A 23,194-nucleotide genomic window follows, 5' to 3' on the forward strand; every position below is an offset into this window, starting at 1 on the left:
ATACAGGAAAAGTAATAAGTAAAATAATAGATAATCAGATCTTAATTTCAGGAGGTTCAGTATGAGTGTAGTAATCATTGGAGGACATGACAGAATGGTATGTCAGTATAAGAAAGTCTGTAAACAGTTTAATTGTAAGGCGAAGATCTTCACCCAGATGTCAGCAAGCTTAAGCAAACAGATTGGAAGTCCTGATCTGATCGTTCTTTTCACAAACACAGTATCCCATAAAATGGTTCGCTGTGCGGTAGAAGAGGCCGGCAGATGTAATGCGGATGTGATTCGATGCCACACCAGCAGCAAGAATGCTTTGGAAGAAATTTTGGAGAATGTTTGTGCATAATAAATATATCTGAATTATTGCGTTAAAAATAGAAAAATCCCTTCAGGAGAAATAAACTCCTGAAAGGGATTTTTCTGTATCATGCTGCCAATTACGCAGATTATCAATCTGAACAGGATCACAGCACCAATTTCTATAACTGGATATTTTTAAAGAGATCTCCAAGGTTTGTTCCGATATCTTCCGCTTTCGGGATCACAACCTTTTCAGCTTTCTCTTCAGCCTTCTCTTTGTCTTCTTCGAGAGCTTTCATGCTCAGGCTGATCTTACCATCTTTGATACCGATCACCTTTACTTCAACTTCGTCACCAACGGTGAGAACATCAGAAGGCATTTTCACACGCTTCTGGGAAATCTGGGAAACATGAACCAGACCGGAAAGTCCGTTTTCTAATTTAACAAATGCTCCATAGTTCTGAAGTGTCTCTACAGTTCCTTTCAGAACAGTTCCAACTTTCAGACTTGCAACCTGTGCATCACGTGCGGCTTTCTCTTTTTCTTTCAGAAGCTCACGTGCAGAAAGGACAAGACGATTGTTTGCCTGATCAACATCAATCACCTGTACTTCGATATCTTTGAGAAGATAATCTTCCAGATTCTCGATATAGGAAAGGGATAGCTTGGAAGCAGGAACGAATCCGCGAAGTCCTTCTACTATAACGATTACACCGCCGTTAACAACACCTTCAATTTTAACAGGAAGAACAGTTTTTTTATCCATATAATCCTGGACTCTGTTCCATGGATTCGCATCATCGAAATGATCTTCATAGTCTGCCATTGTTTCTGTTACTTCATTTGTCTGTAATTCTTTCATTTCTTCGCTCATTAAAAGCACCTCATTTTCTTTTTCTCGTTAATCAAAAGTATAACATATGTATGAGAAAAAATACAACAAAAGAGCCAAAATCCGTGAAGAAAATGAAAAATGCGGTTGGATTAATAGAAAAAAAATGTTACTCTACTTATTGAATAGTAAATTGTCAGGTTTAATACTTAATGAAGAAGCTGTTCATGTAAGATGACAGAATACAGAGATAAATTGATGTGAGTGTAAAAGTAAATAAGAGATAAATTTGAGAAGGAGAGATAGAAAAAATGGCTGAGAATAAAAAGGTGTATGTTGTAGGTCATAAGAATCCGGATACAGATTCTATCTGTACAGCAATTGCTTATGCAAATCTTAAGACAAAGATCACCGGAGAAACGTATGAGCCTCGTCGTGCAGGGCAGCTTAACGAAGAGACACAATATGTACTGGAACACTTTGGCGTAAAAGTTCCGACATTGCTTTCTGATCTTAGAGAACAGATAAAGAATGTGGAACTGAAAGAAAGTCAGGAAATTCAAGGAAGCCTCTCAATCCGTACAGCATGGGAAAAGATGTCAGAGATGAATACTCATACAATTCCAATCACACGTAACGGTGTGTTGGAAGGTGTGATCACAAAAGGTGATATTGCGAAATCCTATATGGAAGTCTATGATAACACAATGCTAGCGAAGGCAAGAACACAGTACCGTAATATTGCAGCGGCAGTAGAAGGTGAAATTGTAACAGGAAATGAACATGGTTATTTTTATAAAGGAAAAGTAACTGTTGCAGCATCAAGCAAAGAGTTGATGACAAGCTTTATCGAGAAAGATGATCTTGTTATCATTGGGGATCGAATTGATGCACAGCAGTGCGCAGTCGATCTGGATGCAAGCTGTATGGTAGTCTGCCAGAATGATCCGATCTCAGAAGATATTCTTCATCAGGCAGAGGAGAAAGAAATTGTTGTTATCTGGACACAGCATGATACATTTACAGCAGCACAGCATATCAGCCAGAGTATTCCGGTAAGATCTTTCATGACGAAGGATCACCTCGTAACATTCCGTAAGAATGATTATGTAGATGATGTGAAAGAAGTTATGGCACGTAAGCGTTTCCGTGATTTCCCGGTCGTAGATGAAGATGGAAAATTCTTAGGTCTTGTTTCCAGACGAAGACTTCTTAATGTCAGCAAGAAACAGGTGATCCTTGTCGATCATAATGAGAAGAATCAGGCAGTCGACGGAGTGGAAGAGGCAGATGTCCAGGAGATTATTGATCACCACAGATTGAGCAGTATCGAGACGATCGGACCTGTATTTTTCAGAAATCAGCCGGTTGGATGTACAGCAACAATTGTATCTCAGATGTATGAGGAAAATGGTGTCGAAATAGATCCGGTGAATGCAGGACTTCTTTGTTCCGCAATTATTTCCGATACATTGATGTTCCGTTCCCCAACTTGTACACTACTTGATGAAAGCACAGCGAAAAAGCTTGCAGAGATTGCCGGGATCAATATAGAGAAACTTGCGCAGGCGATGTTCAAGGCAGGAAGCAACCTCAAAGGAAAGACAGCCGAGGAAATTCTCTTCCTTGATTTCAAACAGTTTACAGTGAATGATACGGTATTTGGTGTTGGTCAGGTGAATTCAATGAGCGAAGAAGAGCTTGAAGAGATTAAGGCAACAGTACTTCCGGAGATGGAAAAGACAAGACAGAACCACAGTCTGGATATGATTTTCTTTATGCTGACAAATATTATTGCAGAATCCTCTGAACTGATCTGCAGTGGTAATGAAGCAAGAGAAAAGATCATCGGAGCTTATGATCTGGAAGATAATGCACAGAAACTGATGCTCAAAGGTGTCGTATCACGTAAGAAACAGCTCGTTCCGGCACTTGTATCAGCACTGCAGCAGTAAGAAAGCCCAAGACATTTTTAAATAGAAAGTCAGAACCGTCTCCGTAACAGGGGACGGTTTTCAGGAGGAAAGAGAAATGGCGAAACAGGTATGGAAAGCCGGTAATATGGTCTACCCACTTCCGGCAGTTATGGTAAGTACGGCAGATAAAGAAGGAAATACGAACATTTTTACCGTTGCATGGACAGGGACTGTATGCACAAACCCGGCGATGGTATACATTTCCGTAAGACCGGAAAGATATTCGTATCATATGATTGAAGAGAGTGGAGAGTTTGTGATCAATCTGACAACCGAACAGCTCGCCCATGCGACAGATTACTGCGGTGTGCGCTCCGGCCGGGATGTGGATAAATGGAAAGAGTGTCATCTGACTGCGAAAAAGGCAGAGAAGCTTACTTACGCACCGGTCATTGAAGAAGCACCGGTCAATATTGAATGTGTTGTAACAAAAGTTGAGAAACTCGGAAGCCATCACATGTTTCTTGCAGAAGTGAAGGCAGTTCAGGTGGATGAGTCCTATATGAATGAAAATGGTAAATTTGAACTCAATAAGACAGGTCTTCTGGCATATTCCCATGGAGAATATCTTGGACTTGGCAAAAAGATCGGAACGTTTGGGTACAGCGTGAGAAAAAAGAAGACCGTTGACAAACGAACTGCTAAGAAGATCACAACAAAAAATGAATCAAGGAGCAAGAAATCTCCAGAGAAAAGAAATGTAAATAAAAATACAACATTCAGAAAGAAAGGAAAAGCTAAGAAATGATTTCGTTTGAAAATGACTATTCAGAAGGCGCACATGAGGAAATCCTGCGCAGACTGGCAGAAGTAAATAAAGAAGGAATTACAGGATACGGAAATGATTCATATTGTGAATCCGCAAAGGAAAAGATCCGTCAGGCATGTAAATGCCCGGAGGCAGACATTTACTTCCTTGTGGGAGGAACACAGACAAATCAGACAGTAATTGATTCTGTACTTCAAAGCTATGAGGGAGTTATCGCAGCTGAGACAGGACATGTTGCATCACACGAGGCGGGTGCGATTGAAGCTTCCGGTCATAAAGTACTGACCCTTCCACAGCAGGAAGGGAAGATCCAGCCAAAAGACGTGGCTGATTGTTTGAATCAGTTTTATAGTGATGGGAATCATGAACACATGGTTTTCCCGGGGATGGTTTACATCTCTCACCCAACAGAGTATGGCACACTGTATACACGCGGAGAACTCGCAGAGCTTTCTGATATCTGTCAGCAGTACCATATTCCTCTGTATCTTGATGGAGCACGTCTTGGATATGGTCTTGCAGTAGAAGATACAGATGTGACAATGGAAGATATTGCAGAATACTGTGACATTTTCTATATTGGTGGAACAAAGGTAGGTGCCTTCTGCGGAGAGGCAGTTGTATTTACAAAAGAAAATGCACCGAGACATTTTGTGACACTGATCAAACAGCACGGAGCACTGCTTGCCAAAGGATGGTTCCTTGGTGTTCAGTTTGATACGTTATTTACAGATGATCTGTATATGAAAATCAGTAAGAATGCAATCATAACAGCTGCGAGACTAAAAAAAATCCTGAAAGAAAAAGGATATGACTTCTATATTGATTCTCCGACGAACCAGATCTTTGTTGAGATGGAAGATGAGAAGCTGAAAGAACTTGAGAAGAATGTCAGAGTCAGTTTCTGGGAGAAGACGGATGAGAAGCATACGGTGGTGAGATTGGCCACGAGCTGGGCGACAGATATGGGGAAGGTTGAGAAGCTGAGGGAGTATTTATAAAAAAGTAAGAATATAAATAATAGTAAGTGCAGATAATATATAGAATCCTATAAAATGAGAATCATTATCAAATAGAAATATTGCGTTTTGTAAAGAAACTTGATAGAATGCATATAGTTAGAGAAAACTAACTGTGTGAATAAATCATGTATACTCCTTTGTCTGTAATACCTGAACACAGGCGAGGGAGTCCTCAGAAAGGATGGACAACTATGAATTATCTGGAAATTGAAAAAGTAATTGGAAGAGAAATTATCGACTCACGCGGAAATCCAACGGTTGAGGCAGAAGTGCATCTTGTAGATGGAACTGTAGCAAGAGGTGCGGCTCCAAGTGGTGCTTCTACCGGAGAATTTGAGGCACTTGAACTTCGTGATGGAGACAAGTCAAGATTCGGTGGAAAAGGTGTTTCCCGTGCGGTAGAAAATATTAATACAACGATCAACAGTGCATTAGTTGGAATGGATGCAGGCGACACTTATGCAATTGATCAGGCTATGATCCAGGCAGATGGAACAAAAGATAAATCGAATCTTGGCGCAAATGCAATTCTTGCTGTTTCAATCGCATGTGCAAGAGCGGCAGCAGATGCACTTGAGATTCCGCTGTACCGTTTTCTTGGAGGAGTGAATGGAAACAGACTTCCTGTTCCAATGATGAACATTGTAAATGGCGGGTGTCATGCACTTTCTTCCGGACTGGATGTGCAGGAGTTCATGATCATGCCGGTTGGAGCACCGTCTTTTAAAGAATGCATCCGCTGGTGTACAGAGGTATTCCATGCACTTGCAGGAATCTTGAAAGACAGAGGACTTGCAACATCTGTAGGTGATGAGGGTGGATTTGCCCCGGCGCTGAAATCAGACGAAGAAGCAATCGAGACAATTCTTGAGGCTGTGAAGATGGCCGGATATGAGCCGGGAAAAGACTTCAAGATCGCAATGGATGCGGCATCCTCAGAATGGAAGACAGGGACGGTTGGAGAGTATAAACTTCCAAAGGCAGGAACAGTCTATACATCAGAACAGCTCATTGACCACTGGAAAAAACTGGTAGAGAAATATCCAATCATCTCAATCGAAGATGCGCTTGACGAGGAAGACTGGGAAGGATGGAAAAAACTGACAGCGGAGCTGGGAGATAAAGTCCAGCTGGTTGGAGATGATCTTTTTGTCACAAACACAGAGAGACTGGCGAAAGGAATCACACTCGGATGCGGAAATTCTATTCTGATCAAACTGAATCAGATCGGATCTGTATCTGAGACTCTTGAAGCAATCAAGATGGCACACAAAGCAGGTTACACAGCAATTTCTTCCCACCGTTCCGGTGAGACAGAGGACACAACGATTGCAGATCTTGCGGTAGCATTGAATACCTGCCAGATCAAGACCGGAGCGCCGAGCCGTTCGGAGCGTGTAGCGAAATATAATCAGTTACTCCGCATCGAGGAAGAACTTGGAACAAGCGCAGTATATCCGGGGAATGACGCATTTAATGTGAGATAACATCAGTAAAATAATCTGACAGCCAGTAAAATCCATGCATTTTATAATCCCAGTGGGATGAAATGCATGGATTTTTGTGTATATATTTCTTTGATTTTCATCTAGATTTTTTTATCTATATGTCATACAATAGAAATGTACTTGCCGTCAGGCAACATAATATTTAAAAATATTTGGAGGATTTCATTATGAAGAAACCGGTTCTGGTCATTATGGCAGCAGGAATGGGAAGCAGATATGGCGGGCTGAAGCAGATTGACCCGGTAGATCAGGAAGGACATATTATTATGGATTTCTCGATCTTTGATGCAAAACGCGCAGGATTTGAGAAAGTCGTATTTATTATTAAGAAAGAAAATGAAGCAGATTTTAAAGAAGCTGTTGGAAAGAGAATTGAGAAGATCATGGATGTAGCATATGTATTCCAGGATCTGAACAATCTCCCAGAAGGTTACGAAGTTCCGGAAGGACGTGTAAAGCCTTGGGGAACAGCACATGCTGTTTTAAGTGCGATCGATGAGGTGGATGGACCATTTGCAGTAATCAACGCGGACGATTATTACGGACGTCATGCATTTGAGACAATCTATGAATTCCTTACAACACATGAAGATGATGATAAGTACCGTTATACAATGGTAGGTTATCGTCTGAAGAATACAGTTACAGATAACGGACATGTTGCTCGTGGCGTATGTGAACTCAATGAGGCGAAAGAGTTGGTTGGAATCACAGAGCGTACAAAGATCGAGAAGCGTGACGGTGGAATCGCTTTCTCAGAAGACGACGGAGAGACATGGACAACTATCGACGGAGATACTCTTGTATCCATGAATATGTGGGGATTCACAAGAAGTATTTTAGATGAGATCAAAGCAGGATTTCCGGCATTCCTTGAGAAAGGTATTAAGGAGAATCCGATGAAATGTGAGTACTTCCTGCCATCCGTAGTCAGTGACCTTCTGGCAGAGGGCAGAGCAACCGTAAGAGTGCTTGAATCCGAAGATAAATGGTATGGAGTTACATACAAAGAGGACAAACCGGTTGTAGTCGCAGCGGTACAGGCTTTGAAAGACGAAGGTCTTTATCCACAGAAATTGTGGGATTAGATTATGTGTTGTCAGTTACAGAATTTGTGAATCATAATGATCATGCAACATTTTTACCATAAGAGGAACTATTCGTATAAAGATTTTTGTGGTGGATGTGTTATAATCAGAGATAACAAAGCAAAGATAAGCAAGCTGTCGAACACAGTTACTGTGAGTGGCAGCAATTTGAGCAATAAAGCTCAGAGGAGGAATTTTAAAATGGCAATTTTAGTAACAGGAGGCGCCGGATTTATCGGAAGCCACACATGTGTAGAACTTTTGAATGCAGGATATGATGTTGTAATCGCAGATAACCTTTACAACGCATCAGAGAAAGCTGTAGACAGGGTAAAACAGATCACAGGAAAAGATCTGAAGTTCTATAAAGCAGATATCCGCGACAAAGAAGCAATGAACGAGATCTTTGAGAAAGAAGAGATCGAGTCGGTTATTCATTTCGCAGGACTCAAGGCAGTAGGTGAATCAGTTGTTAAACCACTCGAATACTACGAGAATAACATTGCAGGAACTTTAGTTCTCTGTGATGTAATGAGAAATCACGGCGTGAAGAATATCATCTTCAGTTCTTCTGCAACAGTATATGGTGACCCGGCATTTATCCCGATCACAGAAGAGTGCCCAAAGGGAACATGTACAAACCCATACGGATGGACAAAATGGATGCTGGAGCAGATCCTGACAGATCTTCATACAGCTGATCCGGAGTGGAACGTCGTACTTCTTCGTTACTTCAACCCAATCGGAGCTCATGAGAGCGGACTGATCGGAGAAGATCCGAAGGGAATCCCGAACAACCTGATTCCATACATTACACAGGTCGCAATCGGTAAACTTGAGTGTCTTGGTGTATTTGGAGACGATTATGATACACACGACGGAACGGGTGTACGTGATTACATTCACGTAGTCGATCTCGCAGTTGGACATGTCCGCGCAGTAGAGAAATTGAAAGAGAAAGCAGGAGTTTCCGTATATAATCTTGGAACAGGAAACGGATATTCCGTACTTGACATGGTGAAAGCATTCTCCAAAGCTTGTGGAAAAGAGATTCCTTATCAGATTAAACCACGTCGTGCAGGAGATATTGCTACATGTTACTGTGATGCTTCCAAGGCAAAGGAAGAACTGCACTGGGTAGCTGAGAGAGATCTGAACAAGATGTGTGAAGATTCCTGGAGATGGCAGAGTATGAATCCAAACGGATACGAGGATTAAGTTTGATTAATCATTTATAATGTGAAATGGAAAGTTGTTGATGAGCAAGGGCGCGCGATGATAGTGTAGTTTTCTGTGCCATCAACAACTTTTTTGTATCATTTGTAAATTATGTTGACCAACCGCGAACAATAACACAGCTCTTGCAACCAACAGTCCATCTGTATTATACTAATAGAACACGATTAAATTCAGAAAAAATGGAGATAGAAAAATGAAGCGCGAAGTAGATCTTAATGAAATTTCAGACGGACGTCTGTATTCCTCCGGAGATATGGTTAAGGTGGACTGTCATGACTGTGAAGGCTGCTCTGCATGCTGCCAGGGAATGGGAAATTCCATCCTATTGGATCCAATGGATCTGTGGAGATTACAACTCGGAAAAAAAGAGAATTTTGATACACTGCTTGCAAACTATCTGGAATTGAATGTAGTTGACGGGATGGTACTTCCTAATTTAAAGATGGCAGGAGAGGAAGAAGCCTGTCTGTTCTTGAAAGATGGAAGATGTTCTATTCATGGATACAGACCGGGAATCTGCCGTTTGTTCCCTCTTGGACGTATTTATGAAGAAGATGGGTTTAAATATTTCATCCAGATACATGAATGTAAGAAGCAGGAACGTGGCAAGGTGAAGATTAAGAAGTGGCTTGGAATTTCAAATCAGAAGAGATACGAAGATTTTGTGTGGAGATGGCACACATTTCTTAAGAATTGTGAAGAAGGCATGAAAGAACTTGATGAGCAGAACGCGAAAGTACTGACGGTTGTGGTTCTTCGCAACTTTTATCAGATGCCTTATCAGGCAGAGGAAGAAGCACAGTTTTATCCGGAATTTGAAGAAAGACTGGAGCGATTGAATGCAATGTTTGGATTTTAAAAAGGGAAGCCAACAATATGTGAAAGGCAGCAAAAGATGGAAAGTAACAGTAGTAAAAAACAGATATTAAAAGAAATTTTTGGATACGATTCTTTCCGCAAAGGGCAGGAGGAGATTGTAGATCAGATCTTGAATGGAAGAGATGTGCTTGCAATCATGCCGACCGGAGCAGGAAAGTCACTTTGTTATCAGGTTCCGGCACTTCTGATGTCTGGGATCACGATTGTAGTATCACCGCTGATTTCATTGATGATCGATCAGGTGAAGGCACTGAATGAAGCAGGAGTTCATGCAGCGTATATTAACAGTGCACTGACAGAACGGCAGATTACAAAAGCATTAGAACTGGCAGCGGCAGGCAGATATAAGATGATTTATGTTGCGCCGGAACGTCTGTTGACACCACGGTTTCTGGACTTTGCATGTCATGCAGAACTTTCTATGGTGACAATCGATGAGGCTCACTGTATTTCCCAGTGGGGACAGGATTTCCGCCCAAGTTATGTGAAGATCACAGAATTCATCCGCCAGCTTCCAAGACGCCCGGTCGTCAGTGCATTTACAGCAACAGCAACACAGAAAGTAAGAGAAGATATTCTTGAAGTACTTGATCTTGAATCTCCTTATATAAATGTATCTGGTTTTGACAGAGAGAACCTTTACTTCGAAGTAAGACCAGCGCGTGGGAAGAAGGATGCAATTAAGGAATATCTTACACAGCACAGAGAAGACAGTGGAATTATTTACTGTGCAACAAGAAAAAATGTAGATGAACTCTATTTGGAATTGCAGAATGCCGGATTCTCTGTCGGAAGATATCATGCAGGAATGGGGACAGAGGCAAGAAATGAAAGTCAGGAAGATTTCATTTATGACAGGATAGAGATTATGATCGCAACGAATGCATTTGGAATGGGAATAGATAAGTCCAATGTCCGTTTTGTACTTCATTATAATATGCCGCAGAGCATGGAAAATTATTACCAGGAGGCAGGCAGAGCCGGACGAGACGGAGAACCGGCAGAATGTATCCTTTTCTATTCACCGCAGGATATCATGATCAATCAGCTCCTGCTGGATAGTAAAGAGCAGATTGGAGAATACACAGAAGAAGAACTCCGGGTGATCCGGGAACAGGATGTTCTCCGACTGCGTAAGATGAGTAATTATTGTACGACAAGCATGTGTCTCAGGAAATACATATTGAATTATTTCGGACAGGAGACAGAAGAACATTGTGGGAATTGTTCCAATTGTCTGGAAGAATTCGTAGAGCTTGATGTCGGAGAGATTGCGGCAGACGTGATCGAGTGTGTGCGCGAATCCAGACAGAGATACGGTATGACAATGATCCTTTCCACACTGGCGGGAGCGAATACAGCGAAGATCAGAAGTGCAGGGATGAATGAACTTTCCATTTATGGAAGACAGAGTAAATGTTCTCAGCAGAGGCTGAAAGACGTAGTTTATACACTGCTCGAACACGGATACCTTCAACAGAGCGCAGATCGTTATGCGATCCTGAAACTGACAGACCGGTCAGAAGAATTACTGAAATCGAGAGAATTGAAACTTCGCTGCAAGAAGTCAGAACTTACAGAAAAGAAAAAGTCCGGAAGTGGAAAGAAAGCGTCTCATAGAAAGGGAGAGAGTTTCGGGAATCTTACAGATAAAAGCCGAGAATTATTCGAAGAATTGCGTTCTGTGCGTTATTCTTTGGCAAAGAAAAAAGGAATTCCGCCATATATGGTCGCTTCAGATCGTACATTACATGAGATGTGTGTACTTGTTCCATTCAAAAAAGAGGAACTGCTTGAAGTACATGGTATGGGATTTAAGAAATATGAACAGTACGGAGCAGTTTTTCTTGATAAGATTCAAGAAGTGACAGCAGGTGATAAAAAAGGTTACGGTATATCAGAAGATGCGGATGGGACAGACGCAGTTCAGAACCAGAATCCTCTAGACATCGGACCATTTGGAAGCGTAGAGAATTAACAGCAAAAAAGAAGTAAAAGAAAGAAGTGACATAAAAGTGTCTGTAAAAATATTTCCAACATTAAAAAATTATAAAAAAGAATATTTGCCAAAAGATATTTTAAGCGGAATTATCATGGCAGCGGTCTCAATTCCAATCTCTATGGGGTATGCACAGATCGCAGGTGTTCCGGCGGTGTATGGACTTTATGGATCTGTTCTGCCGATCCTGCTATTTGCCATGCTCTCAACTTCAAAACAGTTTATCTTTGGAGTAGATGCGGCACCGGCGGCAATTGTCGGAGCTGCACTGGCAACACTTGGAGTGACGGCAGAATCAGCCAGGCATTGCAGTATGTACCATTGATCGCATTGTTTACAGGACTCTGGTTATTGTTGTTTTATCTTTTACATGCAGATAAGATTGTTGATTTTATCTCAACACCGGTTATGGGTGGATTTATCAGTGGTATTTCAGTGACAATTATTATGATGCAGATTCCGAAACTGATGGGAAGCCCGGCGGGAACTGGAGAATTCATAGAACTTGCAGAACACATTTTTCAGGCAATCACAAAGATAAACTGGTTGTCCTTTGGAATGGGAATTGGAGCACTTGTAATCTTGATTGTATCCAAAAAACTGATTCCAAAGTTCCCGATGGCAATCGTTATTATGATTGCCGGAGTTCTCTCGACAATTGTCTTTCATGTAAACCAGTATGGTGTAGTTCTCCTGCAGGCAGTTCAACCAGGGCTTCCGCGGCTTATTTTCCCGGATTTTACAGGGATCAATCTTACCCAGGCTGTGGGAAGAGCACTTATGGTTGCTGTTGTGATCATGGCAGAGACACTTTTGTCAGAGAACAATTTTGCATCCAAAAACGGATATGAACTGGATGACCGTCAGGAAATCCTTGCCTGTGCCGCAGGAAATCTTGCTGCCGGTGCAGTTGGATGCTGCCCGGTAAATGGAAGTATTTCCAGGACTTCCATGAATGAACAGTATGGAGGAAAGACACAGGTTGTATCCATTACAGCGGGACTGACCATGGCAGTTGTACTTATAGGTGCAACCGGATTTATCGAATATCTTCCGGTTCCGGTATTGACGGCAATCGTAATCTCTGCACTGATGAATGTTGTAGAGACACATCTTGCAGTACGTTTGTTTAAAGTAAGCAGAAACGAATTTTATATTTTTATTGCAGCAGGGATCGGTGTGCTGTTCCTTGGTACGATTTACGGAGTTGTGATCGGAATTTTGTTATCTTTTGTAGCAGTGATTTTAAGGGCTACAAACCCTCCGAGATCTTTCCGTGGAATGATTCCGGGAAAAGAAGTTTATTATGATCTGGAGAGAAACCGTTTTGCATATCCAATCAAGCATGTGATTATTTACAGATTTAGCGAGAACCTTTTCTTTGCAAATAACAAAGTGCTGGTTTCAGATATTGAAAACAGCATCAAAGAGGATACAAAGGTCGTAATTCTGGACGCATCAGCAATCAACAGCCTGGATATTACAGCGGCAGATGCACTCGAAATGCTTGCAGCAAGTCTGAAAAAACGTGGAATTAAGTTCTATATCACAGAACATTCCAGAGAAGTTAACGATCAGATGAGAAAGCTTGGAATCGGACATTTGATAAAAGAAGGTGCTGTGCGAAGAACAATTCTTGCGGCACTTCATGATGCGGGGATTGAGCAGCCTTGCCCATTGGATATTCCAGAAGAAGATCTCGAAAAACTTAAACGAAGAGAATATTTTTCCCTTCCTGCAGAAGAAGAAAATACACTGGAAGAGTTTGCATGGGCATTTGGTGATGATGCAGTCAAAGAAATTGAGAAACGAGTGCTTTCTATTGTGAAGCAGATCCATGAGATTACAGATCTCGAGAAACTTTCCGAAGAAGGAATCAAAGAAAAACTGGAATTTTGGAATTCACTTGGAGCACTTGATGAAGATGAGTTGCTCCGCAGAATGGAGCTTCACTTAGATGATCTTCCAAGTGATGTAAAAGAAAACAAAAAACTCGTCATTGAATTGATCGAGCGTAGAAGAAGAAAACTTAGAGATCGTCTTCTGAAAGAGCATCCAGAGATTGTTGAGCATATTGAAGAGCGAAGAGAGCGGCTGGAGCGAAGACTTGAGAAACAGAATCCAGATGCTGTAAAGCGTCTGAAACACTGGAAAGATGAAGAATCCTAAAGAACAATCTGTAAGATACGTTACTGCTCACTCCGTTCACAGTAACGTAGCCAAAATTCATTCCAAATTGCCTGCGGCAATGGAATTTTGGCTTGTATGTCTCGGGATTTTGGCATATTCATGCCAAAACACCTCGCGGGATAGTGGTGTGTGAACAGTAACTAAGATTCTTAATAAATCTTTAGGATTGTCAAAGTTCCCTTGTTTCTGCAAAAAAGGAATGCTATGATTAATATGGAAGAAAAAGTCAGGGGACAATTTTGATTGGCTCCTGATTCTAAGAATAGAAAAGAAAAAAGGGATAAGCATGTGGTCTAAAGAAACAAAAGAAGAAAAAGAACGCAAGAAAGAACAAGCGTTTTATGAACATTATGGCGCGATGGGAAAAAGCAAGGAATCCATTAGAAAAGAGTGGGAGAGACGCAAGAGGAATGAACAACGCATTCGACGCCTCAAGAGACGAAGGAGAATTGCAATTGTATTGATTCTGCTCGTTGTATTAGTTCCGGCAGTTTCAACATTTACTTATTTTAGAATGAATCCGATTGTATTACGGAGTAAAGTGATCGCGCAGGAAAAGAAAGAAAGTATGGATCTGATGTCCAACATCCGTTTCGTTGTCGGTGGAAAAGTGAAAGATGTGAAGACAGAAGGGAAAGTAGATACGAATAAAGAAGGAAAATATACGGTTTACTATGTCTATGGTAAACAAAAAGTAAAAGCTGAAGTCGAAGTTAAGGATACAAAAGCACCTGAGCTTAAAATGAAAGACAGTTATACAACAGAACTTCCGAAAGATATCAAGCCGGAAGATTTTGTAGAATCAGTAAAAGATGCATCAGATGTCACACTTGAATTTGTCGGACAGGATTCCTGGGAGAAGAAAGGAAAATACGGAGTAACTGTTGTTGCAACAGATAGTGACGGTCATAAGACAGAAGGCAAATCAACACTGAATTTGGAAGAGGATACAACAGGGCCGACGATTGAAGGAGCAGATGATAAAGAACTTGCACAGGGCGATACGATGGACTTCAATGAAGGGGTTACGATAAAGGACGATATGGATCCGGAGCGACATTGGAAGTACAGGGCGCTGATAAAGTGGATTTTGCGACACCGGGAACCTATGTTGTTACCTATCTTGCAAAAGACCGTTCCGGAAACGAGACAAAGATTGAGCGAAAGATCAAAGTGAAAGAGAATCCGGATTGGAATGAGAAAGTTGTTTATCTGACTTTCGATGATGGTCCGTCAGAGAATACCGGAAAGATTCTTGACATTTTGAAAGAAAAAAATGCAAAGGCAACCTTCTTCGTTACAGGAAATAATCGGGAACATGATGATATGATTAAAAGAGCCTTTTCCGAAGGACATTCGATTGGACTTCATACCTATACACATGATTATGCAACAGTTTACTCATCCGAAGATGCATACTTCGCAGATTTGCAGAAAATATCAGATCTGGTAGAGAGTATCACAGGAACGAAATCCATGATCATTCGTTTCCCAGGAGGTTCCAGCAATACCGTCAGTGCAAAATATGTCAAAGGATTGATGACAACACTTACGAAAGCAGTGAGAGACAAAGGATATCAGTATTTTGACTGGAACTGTGATTCTACTGACGCAAGCGGAAATAATGTGCCAGTAGAAAAACTGGTTTCAAACGCAACATCCTGCACGGCAAATCATGTTGATATTCTGATGCATGATACAGATGCAAAAGATACAACCGTACAGGCATTGCCACAGATTATTGATTACTATAGAAGTCAGGGATATACATTCAAAGGACTGACCGTTGATAGTGTGGCAGCGCACCATGGAGTGAATAATTAGATTGCATAATGACAAAAATAAAGGGTACTAGACTTGGCAAATTGCTGGTGTAGTGCCCTTTTATCAAATGCAGATCAAAAATTATTTGCAATATTTTATAGAAGAAATTATTGTATAACTCTAGAACCAAAAATGAAAGCGAAAATGTTTCACTTGGTTGATATGTTAGAAAATTATGGCAATGAATTAAGAGAACCATACAGTAAACATTTAGGTGACGGTATATTTGAGCTTCGTTGTAAATTAGGAACAGATATTACAAGAGTGTTATATTTTTTCTATAGGTAATTGCGAAACAAGTTCGCAATCCTGATTAAAAATGCGGTAAGAATCCTGCAATGCAGGATTCTTAAGATGAGAAGCAGGTGATATCAAAATTAGACATGACAAAAAGACTTCCCAGATGGACTGCGAAGAAAATGCTATAAATACCAAAAGGTCAGGCAATCAAAGGTTTTAAACTTCGTATATATTGATGCTGGTGGATTTTATCAGCAACAAGTACGGTAACAAGCTGTGTAATTCCGGCAAGAAGTAAATCAGCATGAAGTGTTTTTTCGTTCTGTGTTTTGCGATTCGCAATGCAGAAACTATCCTTGAATTGGTTGATTGATTTTTCGACATTTACACGGATCTTGTAAGTGTCGTCCCATTCCTGTGAACCTCGTTCTACACCAGGATAGGCGCGGAGATTCTTCTCTGAATAAATATAAATCATTCGTCCGCAGGAAGAAGTGGTGCATGGATTATCACAGTGACACACCCGACGTTTTGACTTGTCGGCAGGATTGTATTCCCATTTCATTTTTGGGCATACAAATTTCATGGTAGGAAGCTTGCTACGTAAATGAGATTTACTTCCTTCCCGTTTCATGGGAAGTGACGAATCATGTGGACAGCAGGGAATGCCATTTTCATTTACTGTGTAGTCCGTCCCTTCCATGGATAGTTTCACCCGGAGAGGAATAAAAGCCTTACGGAATCCGATATCTTCGAAAAGAGACTTATAGATTTCAATCGTATCAAAAGCGGCATCTCCAAGAAACGTCTTTGGTTCAATCAAAGGATGCTTTTGAAAAAAATCAATTAAAACAGGAAGCAGAGCTTTTGAGTCGGCAAGAGATTTATCTTCATCTGGAGAATCTGATTTCTTTTCTACAATAATGTCAGGATGTGCAGTTAGAAAATCCTTGTTGTAGAAAGATATGTCGCGGACAATACCAAGTCCATTTGTGACGATACCGAATTTATAGGCATAACAGAAGTGACCATTGATGTACATCTGTTGGATTGCCGGGGTGGCTGCAGCATGGGTTGGCATGGAACCATAAGCTGCTTTGTAAGGATCATAGGAATCATCAAGGTTATGGGATTTCTTAAAAACCTTCAGCTGTTTAATAATACGGTTGGCATACTTCGGATTATTTTCCGTAACCCATGCTTCAATACCGGAGGTATCAAAGATTGTCATGCCGGCAAGAGCAGGATTCAGTTTTTGGCATATCGGTTCAGTCAGGTCTACAAGATAATCGAACATAGATTGTAAGTCTGCCAAGAAATCCTGTTTAAATCGAGTGAATTTTGAACCATCCGGCACAACATCGAAGCCGCAGAAATCACGCAGTTCCTGAGAGTATTTCAAAAACACAATCAGGAGCGTGTCAGTCGGGATTGAAAAAATACGCTGGAGCAGAAGTGCCTTGAGCATAGGATAAAGCTGGTGCTTGCGTGGCCTTCCGGTTCGAGCATGAAAATGAGAAACAAAAGAAACAGGAACAATTTCATCGAGGTTAATGGCTTCGTCAAGAAGAGAAAGAAACTGATATTTATCGTTGTCGAATTTATTTTGATAATCTTCAAAAACTTCTGCCAAAGTGAGTTGCTTATGTGTTATCATATAGGTATATCTCCTTTAGGTGGATTGGTATTTAGTTTCTAGTCAACTCTATTTTACCATAAACCTTGAGGAGATATTTTATTTTAACAACAAAAAAATGCCGTATTTATGCGGTGTTTGGCGTTTCGCAAACGCCTATATATTTTTTCTATTATGAAGGGAGAATAATATTAACGAATGGTTTTACTAAAAAGACTCAAAAAACTCCACCAAGAGAAATTAAAATTGCTAAAGAAAGTCGAAAAGATTTTATAGAAAGGAATGGTAAATAAAATGAGTGAATTTAGAGATTTGTTAAATGAACAACTTAAAGATCCAGAGTTTAAAAAGGAATGGGATGACATTCAACCGGAAATGGATGTTATTCGAGCAATGATTGATAATAGAATTGCTCAAAATCTAACGCAAAAAGAACTTGCTGAAAGAACAGGAATCAACCAAGCAGATATTAGCAAGCTTGAAAACGGAACAAGAAACCCGTCATTAAAAATGCTTAAAAGATTAGCCGCCGGAATGGGAATGGCTCTGAAAATAGAATTTGTTCCTATGACTGTACGGAAATAGCCTATATTGACTGCTTTATATAGGCTTAACTGAAACATAAATTAAATCCAATATTTGTAAATTAACAGAGGTCGGTCTTACTGTTGCAACAGTAAGACCGACCTCGTAACTATTCTAATAAAAATATTATTAAATCTTAAAGAATTATATCTTAATCCTCATCATCTGTCTGTACAGAGTAAGTCTGTCTCTTTCTGGCCATCTCATCGCTCTCAAGATATTCATCATAAGTTGTGATCTTATCGATCAGCTTACCGCCCGGAACAATCTCCATGATACGGTTCGCTGTTGTCTGTACGATCTGGTGGTCTCTTGATGTAAAGAGAAGTACTCCAGGGAACTTGATCAGACCATTGTTGAGTGCTGTGATAGATTCCATATCCAGGTGGTTCGTTGGCTCATCAAGAAGCAGTACATTTGCTCCTGAGATCATCATCTTGGAGAGCAGGCAGCGAACTTTCTCACCACCGGAAAGTACAGCAACTTTCTTCACTCCGTCTTCACCGGAGAAGAGCATTCTTCCAAGGAATCCACGAACATAAGTTACATCTTTTTCCTCAGAGTACTGTGTCAGCCACTCTGTGATATTGTAGTCATTGTCGAATTCTCCGCCGAAATCCTTCGGGAAGTAAGCCTGAGAAGTTGTAACTCCCCATTTATATGTTCCCTCATCCGGTTCCATCTCGCCAATCAGGATTTTGAAGAGGATTGTCTTAGCAAATTCATTTCCACCAACGAAAGCAACTTTATCCTCACGGCCAAGTGTGAATGTAAGATTATCAAGAATCTTTTCGCCGTCAATTGTCTTGGAAAGTCCTTCTACAGTGAGAACTTCATTACCAATCTCACGGTTCGGACGGAAGTCAATGTAAGGATATTTACGGCTGGAAGGTCTGATCTCATCAAGCTGGATTTTCTCCAGGGCACGCTTTCTGGAAGTAGCCTGTTTGGACTTGGAAGCGTTCGCACTGAATCGGGAAATAAATTCCTGCAGCTCTTTGATCTTTTCTTCTTTTTTCTTGTTGGCCTCTTTCATCTGACGAATCAGCAGCTGGCTTGACTCGTACCAGAAGTCATAGTTTCCTGCGTAAAGCTGGATCTTACCGTAATCAATATCGGCAATCTGTGTACATACCTTGTTCAGGAAGTAACGGTCATGGGATACAACGATAACTGTGTTGTCAAAGTTGATCAGGAATTCTTCCAGCCATGCGATTGCATCAAGATCCAAGTGGTTGGTAGGCTCGTCAAGAAGCAGGATATCCGGGTTTCCGAACAGTGCCTGTGCAAGAAGAACCTTGACCTTCTCAGAACCTGTCAGGTCTTTCATCAATTTATAATGAAGTTCTGTCTCGATACCAAGTCCGTTCAGAAGGTTGGCAGCATCAGATTCTGCTTCCCATCCATCCATTGTAGCGAACTCAGCTCCAACTCACTTGCTTTGATTCCGTCTTCATCTGTGAAATCTTCTTTTGCGTAAATTTCTTCTTTCTCTTTCATGATTTCATACAGACGTGCATTTCCCATGATAACTGTATCAAGAACAGGGAATTCGTCATATTTGAAATGGTCCTGCTGAAGGAAAGAAAGTCTCTCGCCCGGGGAGATAACTACATCACCGGATGTCGGCTCAAGCTGTCCGGAAAGAATCTTAAGAAATGTAGATTTACCGGCACCATTCGCACCGATCATTCCGTAGCAGTTCCCCTCTGTGAATTTGATGTTAACATCTTCGAACAGCGCCTTTTTCCCGACGCGAAGGGTTACGTTATTTGCACTAATCATTTGAAAGTCTCCTTGTAAATAAATTAGAATTGTGATTACGTTGTTATAATTGTCCTTTTTCAAATACGTGTGAATAAGAACATACCAATCCATATATTAACATAGAAGAAAGGGTGCTGACAAGTACTGAAATAGAAAAATGCATACGAAAAAACAGGGTAAACTGTGTGAAAATGTATAAGAACTAATCCTTGTTCTTTCCATTGTAAAAAGTTATAATGTTACTAAGAATCTCACAATATAAATAGCAGTAGAAAAGAGGAGAAACCATGGCACTTAAGAAAGCAACAATCGTACTGGAAGGTGGAGCAACAAGAGGCATATTTACTTCTGGTGCTCTGGATTACCTTATGGAACAGGATATTTATTTTTCAGATGTGATCGGTGTGTCTGCCGGCGCATGTAATGCAGTAGATTATGTTTCCAGACAGCCGGGACGTACAAGAGACTGTATGATTCCGAATACAAAAGATATGAAGTATATTAATGGAGTGAAAGATACGATCAGGGAGAAAAGTCTGATGAATATGGATTTGATTTTTGATAAATATCCGAATGAACTGATCCCATTTGATTTTGATACATATTTTCAGTCAGAGATGCACTGTGAGCTGGTAACGACAAACTGTCTGACTGGAAATGCAGAATATATGACGGAAACAGAAGATCCTGACCGATTGATGAAGATCTGTCGTGCATCAAGCAGTATGCCGCTTGTGACTCCAATGGTGAATATTGACGGTGTCCCGTATCTGGATGGCGGACTTGCAGATTCTGTTCCGATCCGTCGTGCACAGAAGCTTGGGAATGAGAAGATCATAGTGATCCTGACGAGAAATCAGGGCTATCGTAAGAAAGTGATCTCAACGGCAGTGCAGAAGCTTTACAGACAGGCATATAAGTCCTATCCGAATGCAGTCCGGACAATCTTCAGAAGAAGTTTTATCTATAATAAAACGATGAATTATCTGGACCAGCTTGAGAAGCGTGGAGAGATCTATGTCCTTCGTCCACATGTAAAACCAGTGTCACGGCTCGAACAGCATCCGGATGTCCTGCATGCATTTTATGAGCATGGATATCATCTGATGGAGCGAAAGACAGAAGAAATGCTGAAGTATCTTGAACAGTAATAAAAATAAATCGACTTGTTAAAAGAAGAGAGAAAAGGGAGTTGAGTTATATGAGAGAGATTTTAGAAGAAACTCAGAACCGTGAATTATCGTGGCTTCGATTCAATCAGCGCGTTCTCGAAGAAGCACGGGACGAGACAGTTCCTTTGATGGAACGTATGAAATTCGTAGCTATTTTCACAAGTAACTTAGACGAGTTTTTTATGATCCGCGTAGGAAGTCTGTATGATATGGCATCAGCAGACAGCAAAAAGATCGATCAGCGATCCGGTATGACAGCAAAACAGCAATTAGATGCAATTTATCGAGCTGTTTCCCCACTTTACAAGGAACGCGATAAGACATATGCAGAGATCAAGAAACAGTTAAGTCCGTATGGTGTCTGCGGTCTTGACTTCAAGGAACTGGAACAGCAGGAGAAGAAGTTTGTAAAGAAATATTTCAAAGAAGAAGTAATGCCGGTGCTTTCCCCACAGATCGTAGATGCGAACCATCCGTTCCCACATCTGTTAAGTAAAGAACTGTATGTGGTTGCGAATCTGAAGCAGGGAGACAAGACGATGCTCGGAATCATCCCGGTACCACAATATATTTCTAATATTCTCTATCTTCCGGGGTATGACATCCGTTATATCCGTATGGAAAAGATTATCCTGGAATTTATTGATCTTGTTTTTGACCAGTATCAGATCTCAGACAAGAACTATATCCGTGTAACGAGAAATGCAGATGTATCACCGGATGATGAAGCTTATGCAGACAGCGGAGATTTCCGTCATGTGATGCAGGAGACACTTCATAAGAGAAGAAGGATGGCCGTTGTCCGTCTTGAGGCAGCCAATTCTCTGAGTAAAGAGATGGAGAAATATTTCTGTGAGAAATTCAATATCCGTCCGGAATGCATTTTCCGAACAAAGATGCCGATGAAGCTGGATTTTATTTTTGCAATCGCTGATAAACTTCCGGATTCGAAGAAAAAAACGCTCGTGGATGTACCATTTTCTCCGCAACCGTCTTCCATGCTTGCAGAGGGTAAGGTGATTCCGCAGATAAAGAAGAAAGATGTACTTCTTTGCTATCCATACGAAAGCATGGAACCGTTCCTCCAGCTGATCAAAGAAGCATCAACAGACCCGGAAGTTCTGACGATCAAGATCACAATCTACCGTCTGGCGAAGAAAGCACGACTTGTAGAATATCTCTGCGCAGCGGCTGAGAATGGAAAAGAGGTTACGGTCCTGATCGAGCTGAGAGCACGTTTTGATGAGCAGAATAACATTGACTGGTCCGAGCGTCTGGAAGAGGCCGGATGCCGTGTTCTGTACGGATTCGAGGGTTATAAGGTACACTCCAAGATCTGCCTGATCACATACAGAAACCGTACCGGAATTCATTACATTACACAGATTGGAACCGGAAATTATAACGAAAAGACAGCGAAGATGTATACCGATTACTCGCTGATGACAAGCAGACAAGAGATTGGTGAAGACGCAGCAGTCTTTTTCCAGAATATGTCGATCAGCAATCTGAATGGAGTTTACAAGCATCTGATTGTTTCACCGACAAGCCTGAAACAGAAAGTACTTGCCTTGATGGATGAAGAAATTGCAAAAGGTGAGAACGGAAGAATCATTATGAAAATGAATTCTGTTACGGACATGGATTTCATTCGCAAAGTAACAGAAGCATCTCAGGCAGGGGTGAAGATAGATCTGATCGTGCGTGGGATCTGCTGTATCCTCCCGGGAATCAAGGGAAAGACAGAGAATCTGCGTGTGACAAGTATCGTCGGAAGATATCTGGAGCATCCAAGACTTTTCGTCTTCGGAAAAGGAGCAGATGCAACAGTTTATATTGGATCTGCTGATATGATGACAAGAAATACAGAGAAGCGTGTAGAAGTCGCGTGCCCGGTCTATGATGTAGAGATCCGGAAACGCCTGTTCCATCAGCTTCATGTAATGCTTTCTGACAATGTGAAAGCCCGTGCGATGACAAGTGACGGAATATATATGAAGAAACCGGTGGAAGACGGAGCAAGTCTTGTGAATGCACAGGAGACCTTTATGCGAGAAGCATCACAGGCAAAACGTCCGGCTGCAGCCGCTGTATCGAAGAAGAAAAAAGAAGGATTCTTAACAACCGTACGGAAGATTTTCAGAAAAAAACAATAGAAGGACGAGAGATG

Annotated in this window: 19 protein-coding genes and 2 pseudogenes; 18 read left to right on the plus strand and 3 right to left on the minus strand. The window is 41.1% G+C overall.

What is annotated here, in order from left to right:
* The first annotated feature begins 61 nt into the window (after positions 1-61).
* Positions 62-343 carry a DUF2325 domain-containing protein gene (locus tag DXB52_RS04910; protein WP_020435695.1) on the plus strand — a complete coding sequence of 94 codons (282 nt, stop codon included), beginning with the start codon at positions 62-64 and terminating at the stop codon, positions 341-343.
* Positions 344-476: 133 nt separating this feature from the next.
* Here DXB52_RS04910 and DXB52_RS04915 read toward each other — a convergent pair whose 3' ends face one another.
* Positions 477-1,172, minus strand: a complete 696-nt coding sequence (locus DXB52_RS04915; RefSeq protein WP_118106651.1) for a S1 RNA-binding domain-containing protein — start codon at positions 1,170-1,172, stop codon at positions 477-479.
* A 269-nt stretch (positions 1,173-1,441) separates the two neighbouring features.
* On the opposite strand from DXB52_RS04915, the gene DXB52_RS04920 reads away from it, so the two are divergent.
* From DXB52_RS04920 to DXB52_RS04970, 13 genes are all read left to right on the plus strand, one after another.
* Positions 1,442-3,085: a putative manganese-dependent inorganic diphosphatase gene (locus tag DXB52_RS04920; protein ID WP_118106652.1), complete on the plus strand. Its 1,644-nt coding sequence runs from the start codon at positions 1,442-1,444 to the stop codon at positions 3,083-3,085.
* Positions 3,086-3,161: 76 nt separating this feature from the next.
* Positions 3,162-3,854, plus strand: a complete 693-nt coding sequence (locus DXB52_RS04925; protein WP_117539236.1) for a flavin reductase family protein — start codon at positions 3,162-3,164, stop codon at positions 3,852-3,854.
* Complete coding sequence (locus tag DXB52_RS04930) at positions 3,851-4,876, plus strand: threonine aldolase family protein (RefSeq protein WP_117908738.1); 1,026 nt, start codon at positions 3,851-3,853, stop codon at positions 4,874-4,876. Before DXB52_RS04925 ends, DXB52_RS04930 begins: the two co-directional genes overlap by 4 nt.
* Positions 4,877-5,088: 212 nt before the next feature.
* Positions 5,089-6,384: a phosphopyruvate hydratase gene (gene eno, locus DXB52_RS04935; protein WP_117874650.1), complete on the plus strand. Its 1,296-nt coding sequence runs from the start codon at positions 5,089-5,091 to the stop codon at positions 6,382-6,384.
* Between the two features lie 188 nt (positions 6,385-6,572).
* Positions 6,573-7,493: a nucleotidyltransferase family protein gene (locus DXB52_RS04940; protein WP_015529726.1), complete on the plus strand. Its 921-nt coding sequence runs from the start codon at positions 6,573-6,575 to the stop codon at positions 7,491-7,493.
* Between the two features lie 201 nt (positions 7,494-7,694).
* The gene (galE, locus tag DXB52_RS04945) at positions 7,695-8,711 is read left to right on the plus strand and encodes a UDP-glucose 4-epimerase GalE (protein WP_015529727.1); all 1,017 of its coding nucleotides are present in this window, start codon (positions 7,695-7,697) and stop codon (positions 8,709-8,711) included.
* A gap of 214 nt (positions 8,712-8,925) precedes the next feature.
* Positions 8,926-9,591, plus strand: coding sequence for a YkgJ family cysteine cluster protein (locus DXB52_RS04950; protein ID WP_118106653.1), 666 nt, complete (start codon positions 8,926-8,928; stop codon positions 9,589-9,591).
* Positions 9,592-9,627: 36 nt separating this feature from the next.
* On the plus strand, positions 9,628-11,589 hold the full coding sequence (gene recQ / locus DXB52_RS04955; protein WP_118106654.1) for a DNA helicase RecQ: 1,962 nt from the start codon (positions 9,628-9,630) through the stop codon (positions 11,587-11,589).
* Positions 11,590-11,626: 37 nt separating this feature from the next.
* Positions 11,627-11,935, plus strand: a complete 309-nt coding sequence (locus DXB52_RS16690; RefSeq protein WP_472519961.1) for a SulP family inorganic anion transporter — start codon at positions 11,627-11,629, stop codon at positions 11,933-11,935.
* Positions 11,917-13,779, plus strand: a complete 1,863-nt coding sequence (locus DXB52_RS04960; protein WP_472519962.1) for a SulP family inorganic anion transporter — start codon at positions 11,917-11,919, stop codon at positions 13,777-13,779. Before DXB52_RS16690 ends, DXB52_RS04960 begins: the two co-directional genes overlap by 19 nt.
* A 307-nt stretch (positions 13,780-14,086) precedes the next feature.
* A complete protein-coding gene (locus DXB52_RS16695) occupies positions 14,087-14,977 on the plus strand; it encodes a hypothetical protein (RefSeq protein ID WP_472519963.1) in 891 nt (296 codons plus the stop codon).
* The gene (locus DXB52_RS16700) at positions 14,884-15,624 is read left to right on the plus strand and encodes a polysaccharide deacetylase family protein (protein ID WP_472519964.1); all 741 of its coding nucleotides are present in this window, start codon (positions 14,884-14,886) and stop codon (positions 15,622-15,624) included. Before DXB52_RS16695 ends, DXB52_RS16700 begins: the two co-directional genes overlap by 94 nt.
* 132 nt (positions 15,625-15,756) lie before the next feature.
* Positions 15,757-15,912, plus strand: coding sequence for a type II toxin-antitoxin system RelE/ParE family toxin (locus DXB52_RS04970; RefSeq protein ID WP_118106655.1), 156 nt, complete (start codon positions 15,757-15,759; stop codon positions 15,910-15,912).
* A gap of 168 nt (positions 15,913-16,080) precedes the next feature.
* On the opposite strand, the pseudogene DXB52_RS04975 reads toward DXB52_RS04970, so the two are convergent.
* Positions 16,081-17,521: pseudogene (locus tag DXB52_RS04975) on the minus strand (transposase).
* Positions 17,522-17,634: 113 nt separating this feature from the next.
* Between DXB52_RS04975 and DXB52_RS04980 the strand changes: the two are divergent.
* Together DXB52_RS04980 and DXB52_RS04985 are read left to right on the plus strand one after the other, a co-directional pair.
* The gene (locus tag DXB52_RS04980; protein WP_330677946.1) at positions 17,635-17,793 is read left to right on the plus strand and encodes a type II toxin-antitoxin system RelE/ParE family toxin; all 159 of its coding nucleotides are present in this window, start codon (positions 17,635-17,637) and stop codon (positions 17,791-17,793) included.
* A 1-nt stretch (position 17,794) separates the two neighbouring features.
* Complete coding sequence (locus DXB52_RS04985) at positions 17,795-18,085, plus strand: helix-turn-helix domain-containing protein (protein WP_181966404.1); 291 nt, start codon at positions 17,795-17,797, stop codon at positions 18,083-18,085.
* 151 nt (positions 18,086-18,236) lie between these two features.
* Here DXB52_RS04985 and DXB52_RS04990 read toward each other — a convergent pair.
* Positions 18,237-19,870 (minus strand): annotated as a pseudogene (locus DXB52_RS04990) (ABC-F family ATP-binding cassette domain-containing protein).
* Between the two features lie 269 nt (positions 19,871-20,139).
* Between DXB52_RS04990 and DXB52_RS04995 the strand changes: the two are divergent.
* Together DXB52_RS04995 and ppk1 are read left to right on the plus strand one after the other, a co-directional pair.
* Positions 20,140-21,003, plus strand: a complete 864-nt coding sequence (locus DXB52_RS04995; RefSeq protein ID WP_118106658.1) for a patatin-like phospholipase family protein — start codon at positions 20,140-20,142, stop codon at positions 21,001-21,003.
* Between the two features lie 50 nt (positions 21,004-21,053).
* Positions 21,054-23,180: a polyphosphate kinase 1 gene (gene ppk1 / locus DXB52_RS05000; RefSeq protein ID WP_118106659.1), complete on the plus strand. Its 2,127-nt coding sequence runs from the start codon at positions 21,054-21,056 to the stop codon at positions 23,178-23,180.
* Positions 23,181-23,194 lie beyond the last annotated feature (14 nt).

The organism is Ruminococcus sp. OM04-4AA, assembly GCF_003462585.1.
Taxonomy (GTDB): Bacteria; Bacillota; Clostridia; order Lachnospirales; family Lachnospiraceae; genus Mediterraneibacter; species Mediterraneibacter faecis.

Coding starts and splice junctions, on each gene's coding strand:
- DXB52_RS04910 (WP_020435695.1), top strand. CDS start 62: ATGAGTGTAGTAATCATTGGAGGACATGACAGAATGGTATGTCAGTAT.
- DXB52_RS04915 (WP_118106651.1), bottom strand. CDS start 1,172: ATGAGCGAAGAAATGAAAGAATTACAGACAAATGAAGTAACAGAAACA.
- DXB52_RS04920 (WP_118106652.1), top strand. CDS start 1,442: ATGGCTGAGAATAAAAAGGTGTATGTTGTAGGTCATAAGAATCCGGAT.
- DXB52_RS04925 (WP_117539236.1), top strand. CDS start 3,162: ATGGCGAAACAGGTATGGAAAGCCGGTAATATGGTCTACCCACTTCCG.
- DXB52_RS04930 (WP_117908738.1), top strand. CDS start 3,851: ATGATTTCGTTTGAAAATGACTATTCAGAAGGCGCACATGAGGAAATC.
- eno (WP_117874650.1), top strand. CDS start 5,089: ATGAATTATCTGGAAATTGAAAAAGTAATTGGAAGAGAAATTATCGAC.
- DXB52_RS04940 (WP_015529726.1), top strand. CDS start 6,573: ATGAAGAAACCGGTTCTGGTCATTATGGCAGCAGGAATGGGAAGCAGA.
- galE (WP_015529727.1), top strand. CDS start 7,695: ATGGCAATTTTAGTAACAGGAGGCGCCGGATTTATCGGAAGCCACACA.
- DXB52_RS04950 (WP_118106653.1), top strand. CDS start 8,926: ATGAAGCGCGAAGTAGATCTTAATGAAATTTCAGACGGACGTCTGTAT.
- recQ (WP_118106654.1), top strand. CDS start 9,628: ATGGAAAGTAACAGTAGTAAAAAACAGATATTAAAAGAAATTTTTGGA.
- DXB52_RS16695 (WP_472519963.1), top strand. CDS start 14,087: ATGTGGTCTAAAGAAACAAAAGAAGAAAAAGAACGCAAGAAAGAACAA.
- DXB52_RS04970 (WP_118106655.1), top strand. CDS start 15,757: ATGAAAGCGAAAATGTTTCACTTGGTTGATATGTTAGAAAATTATGGC.
- DXB52_RS04985 (WP_181966404.1), top strand. CDS start 17,795: ATGAGTGAATTTAGAGATTTGTTAAATGAACAACTTAAAGATCCAGAG.
- DXB52_RS04995 (WP_118106658.1), top strand. CDS start 20,140: ATGGCACTTAAGAAAGCAACAATCGTACTGGAAGGTGGAGCAACAAGA.
- ppk1 (WP_118106659.1), top strand. CDS start 21,054: ATGAGAGAGATTTTAGAAGAAACTCAGAACCGTGAATTATCGTGGCTT.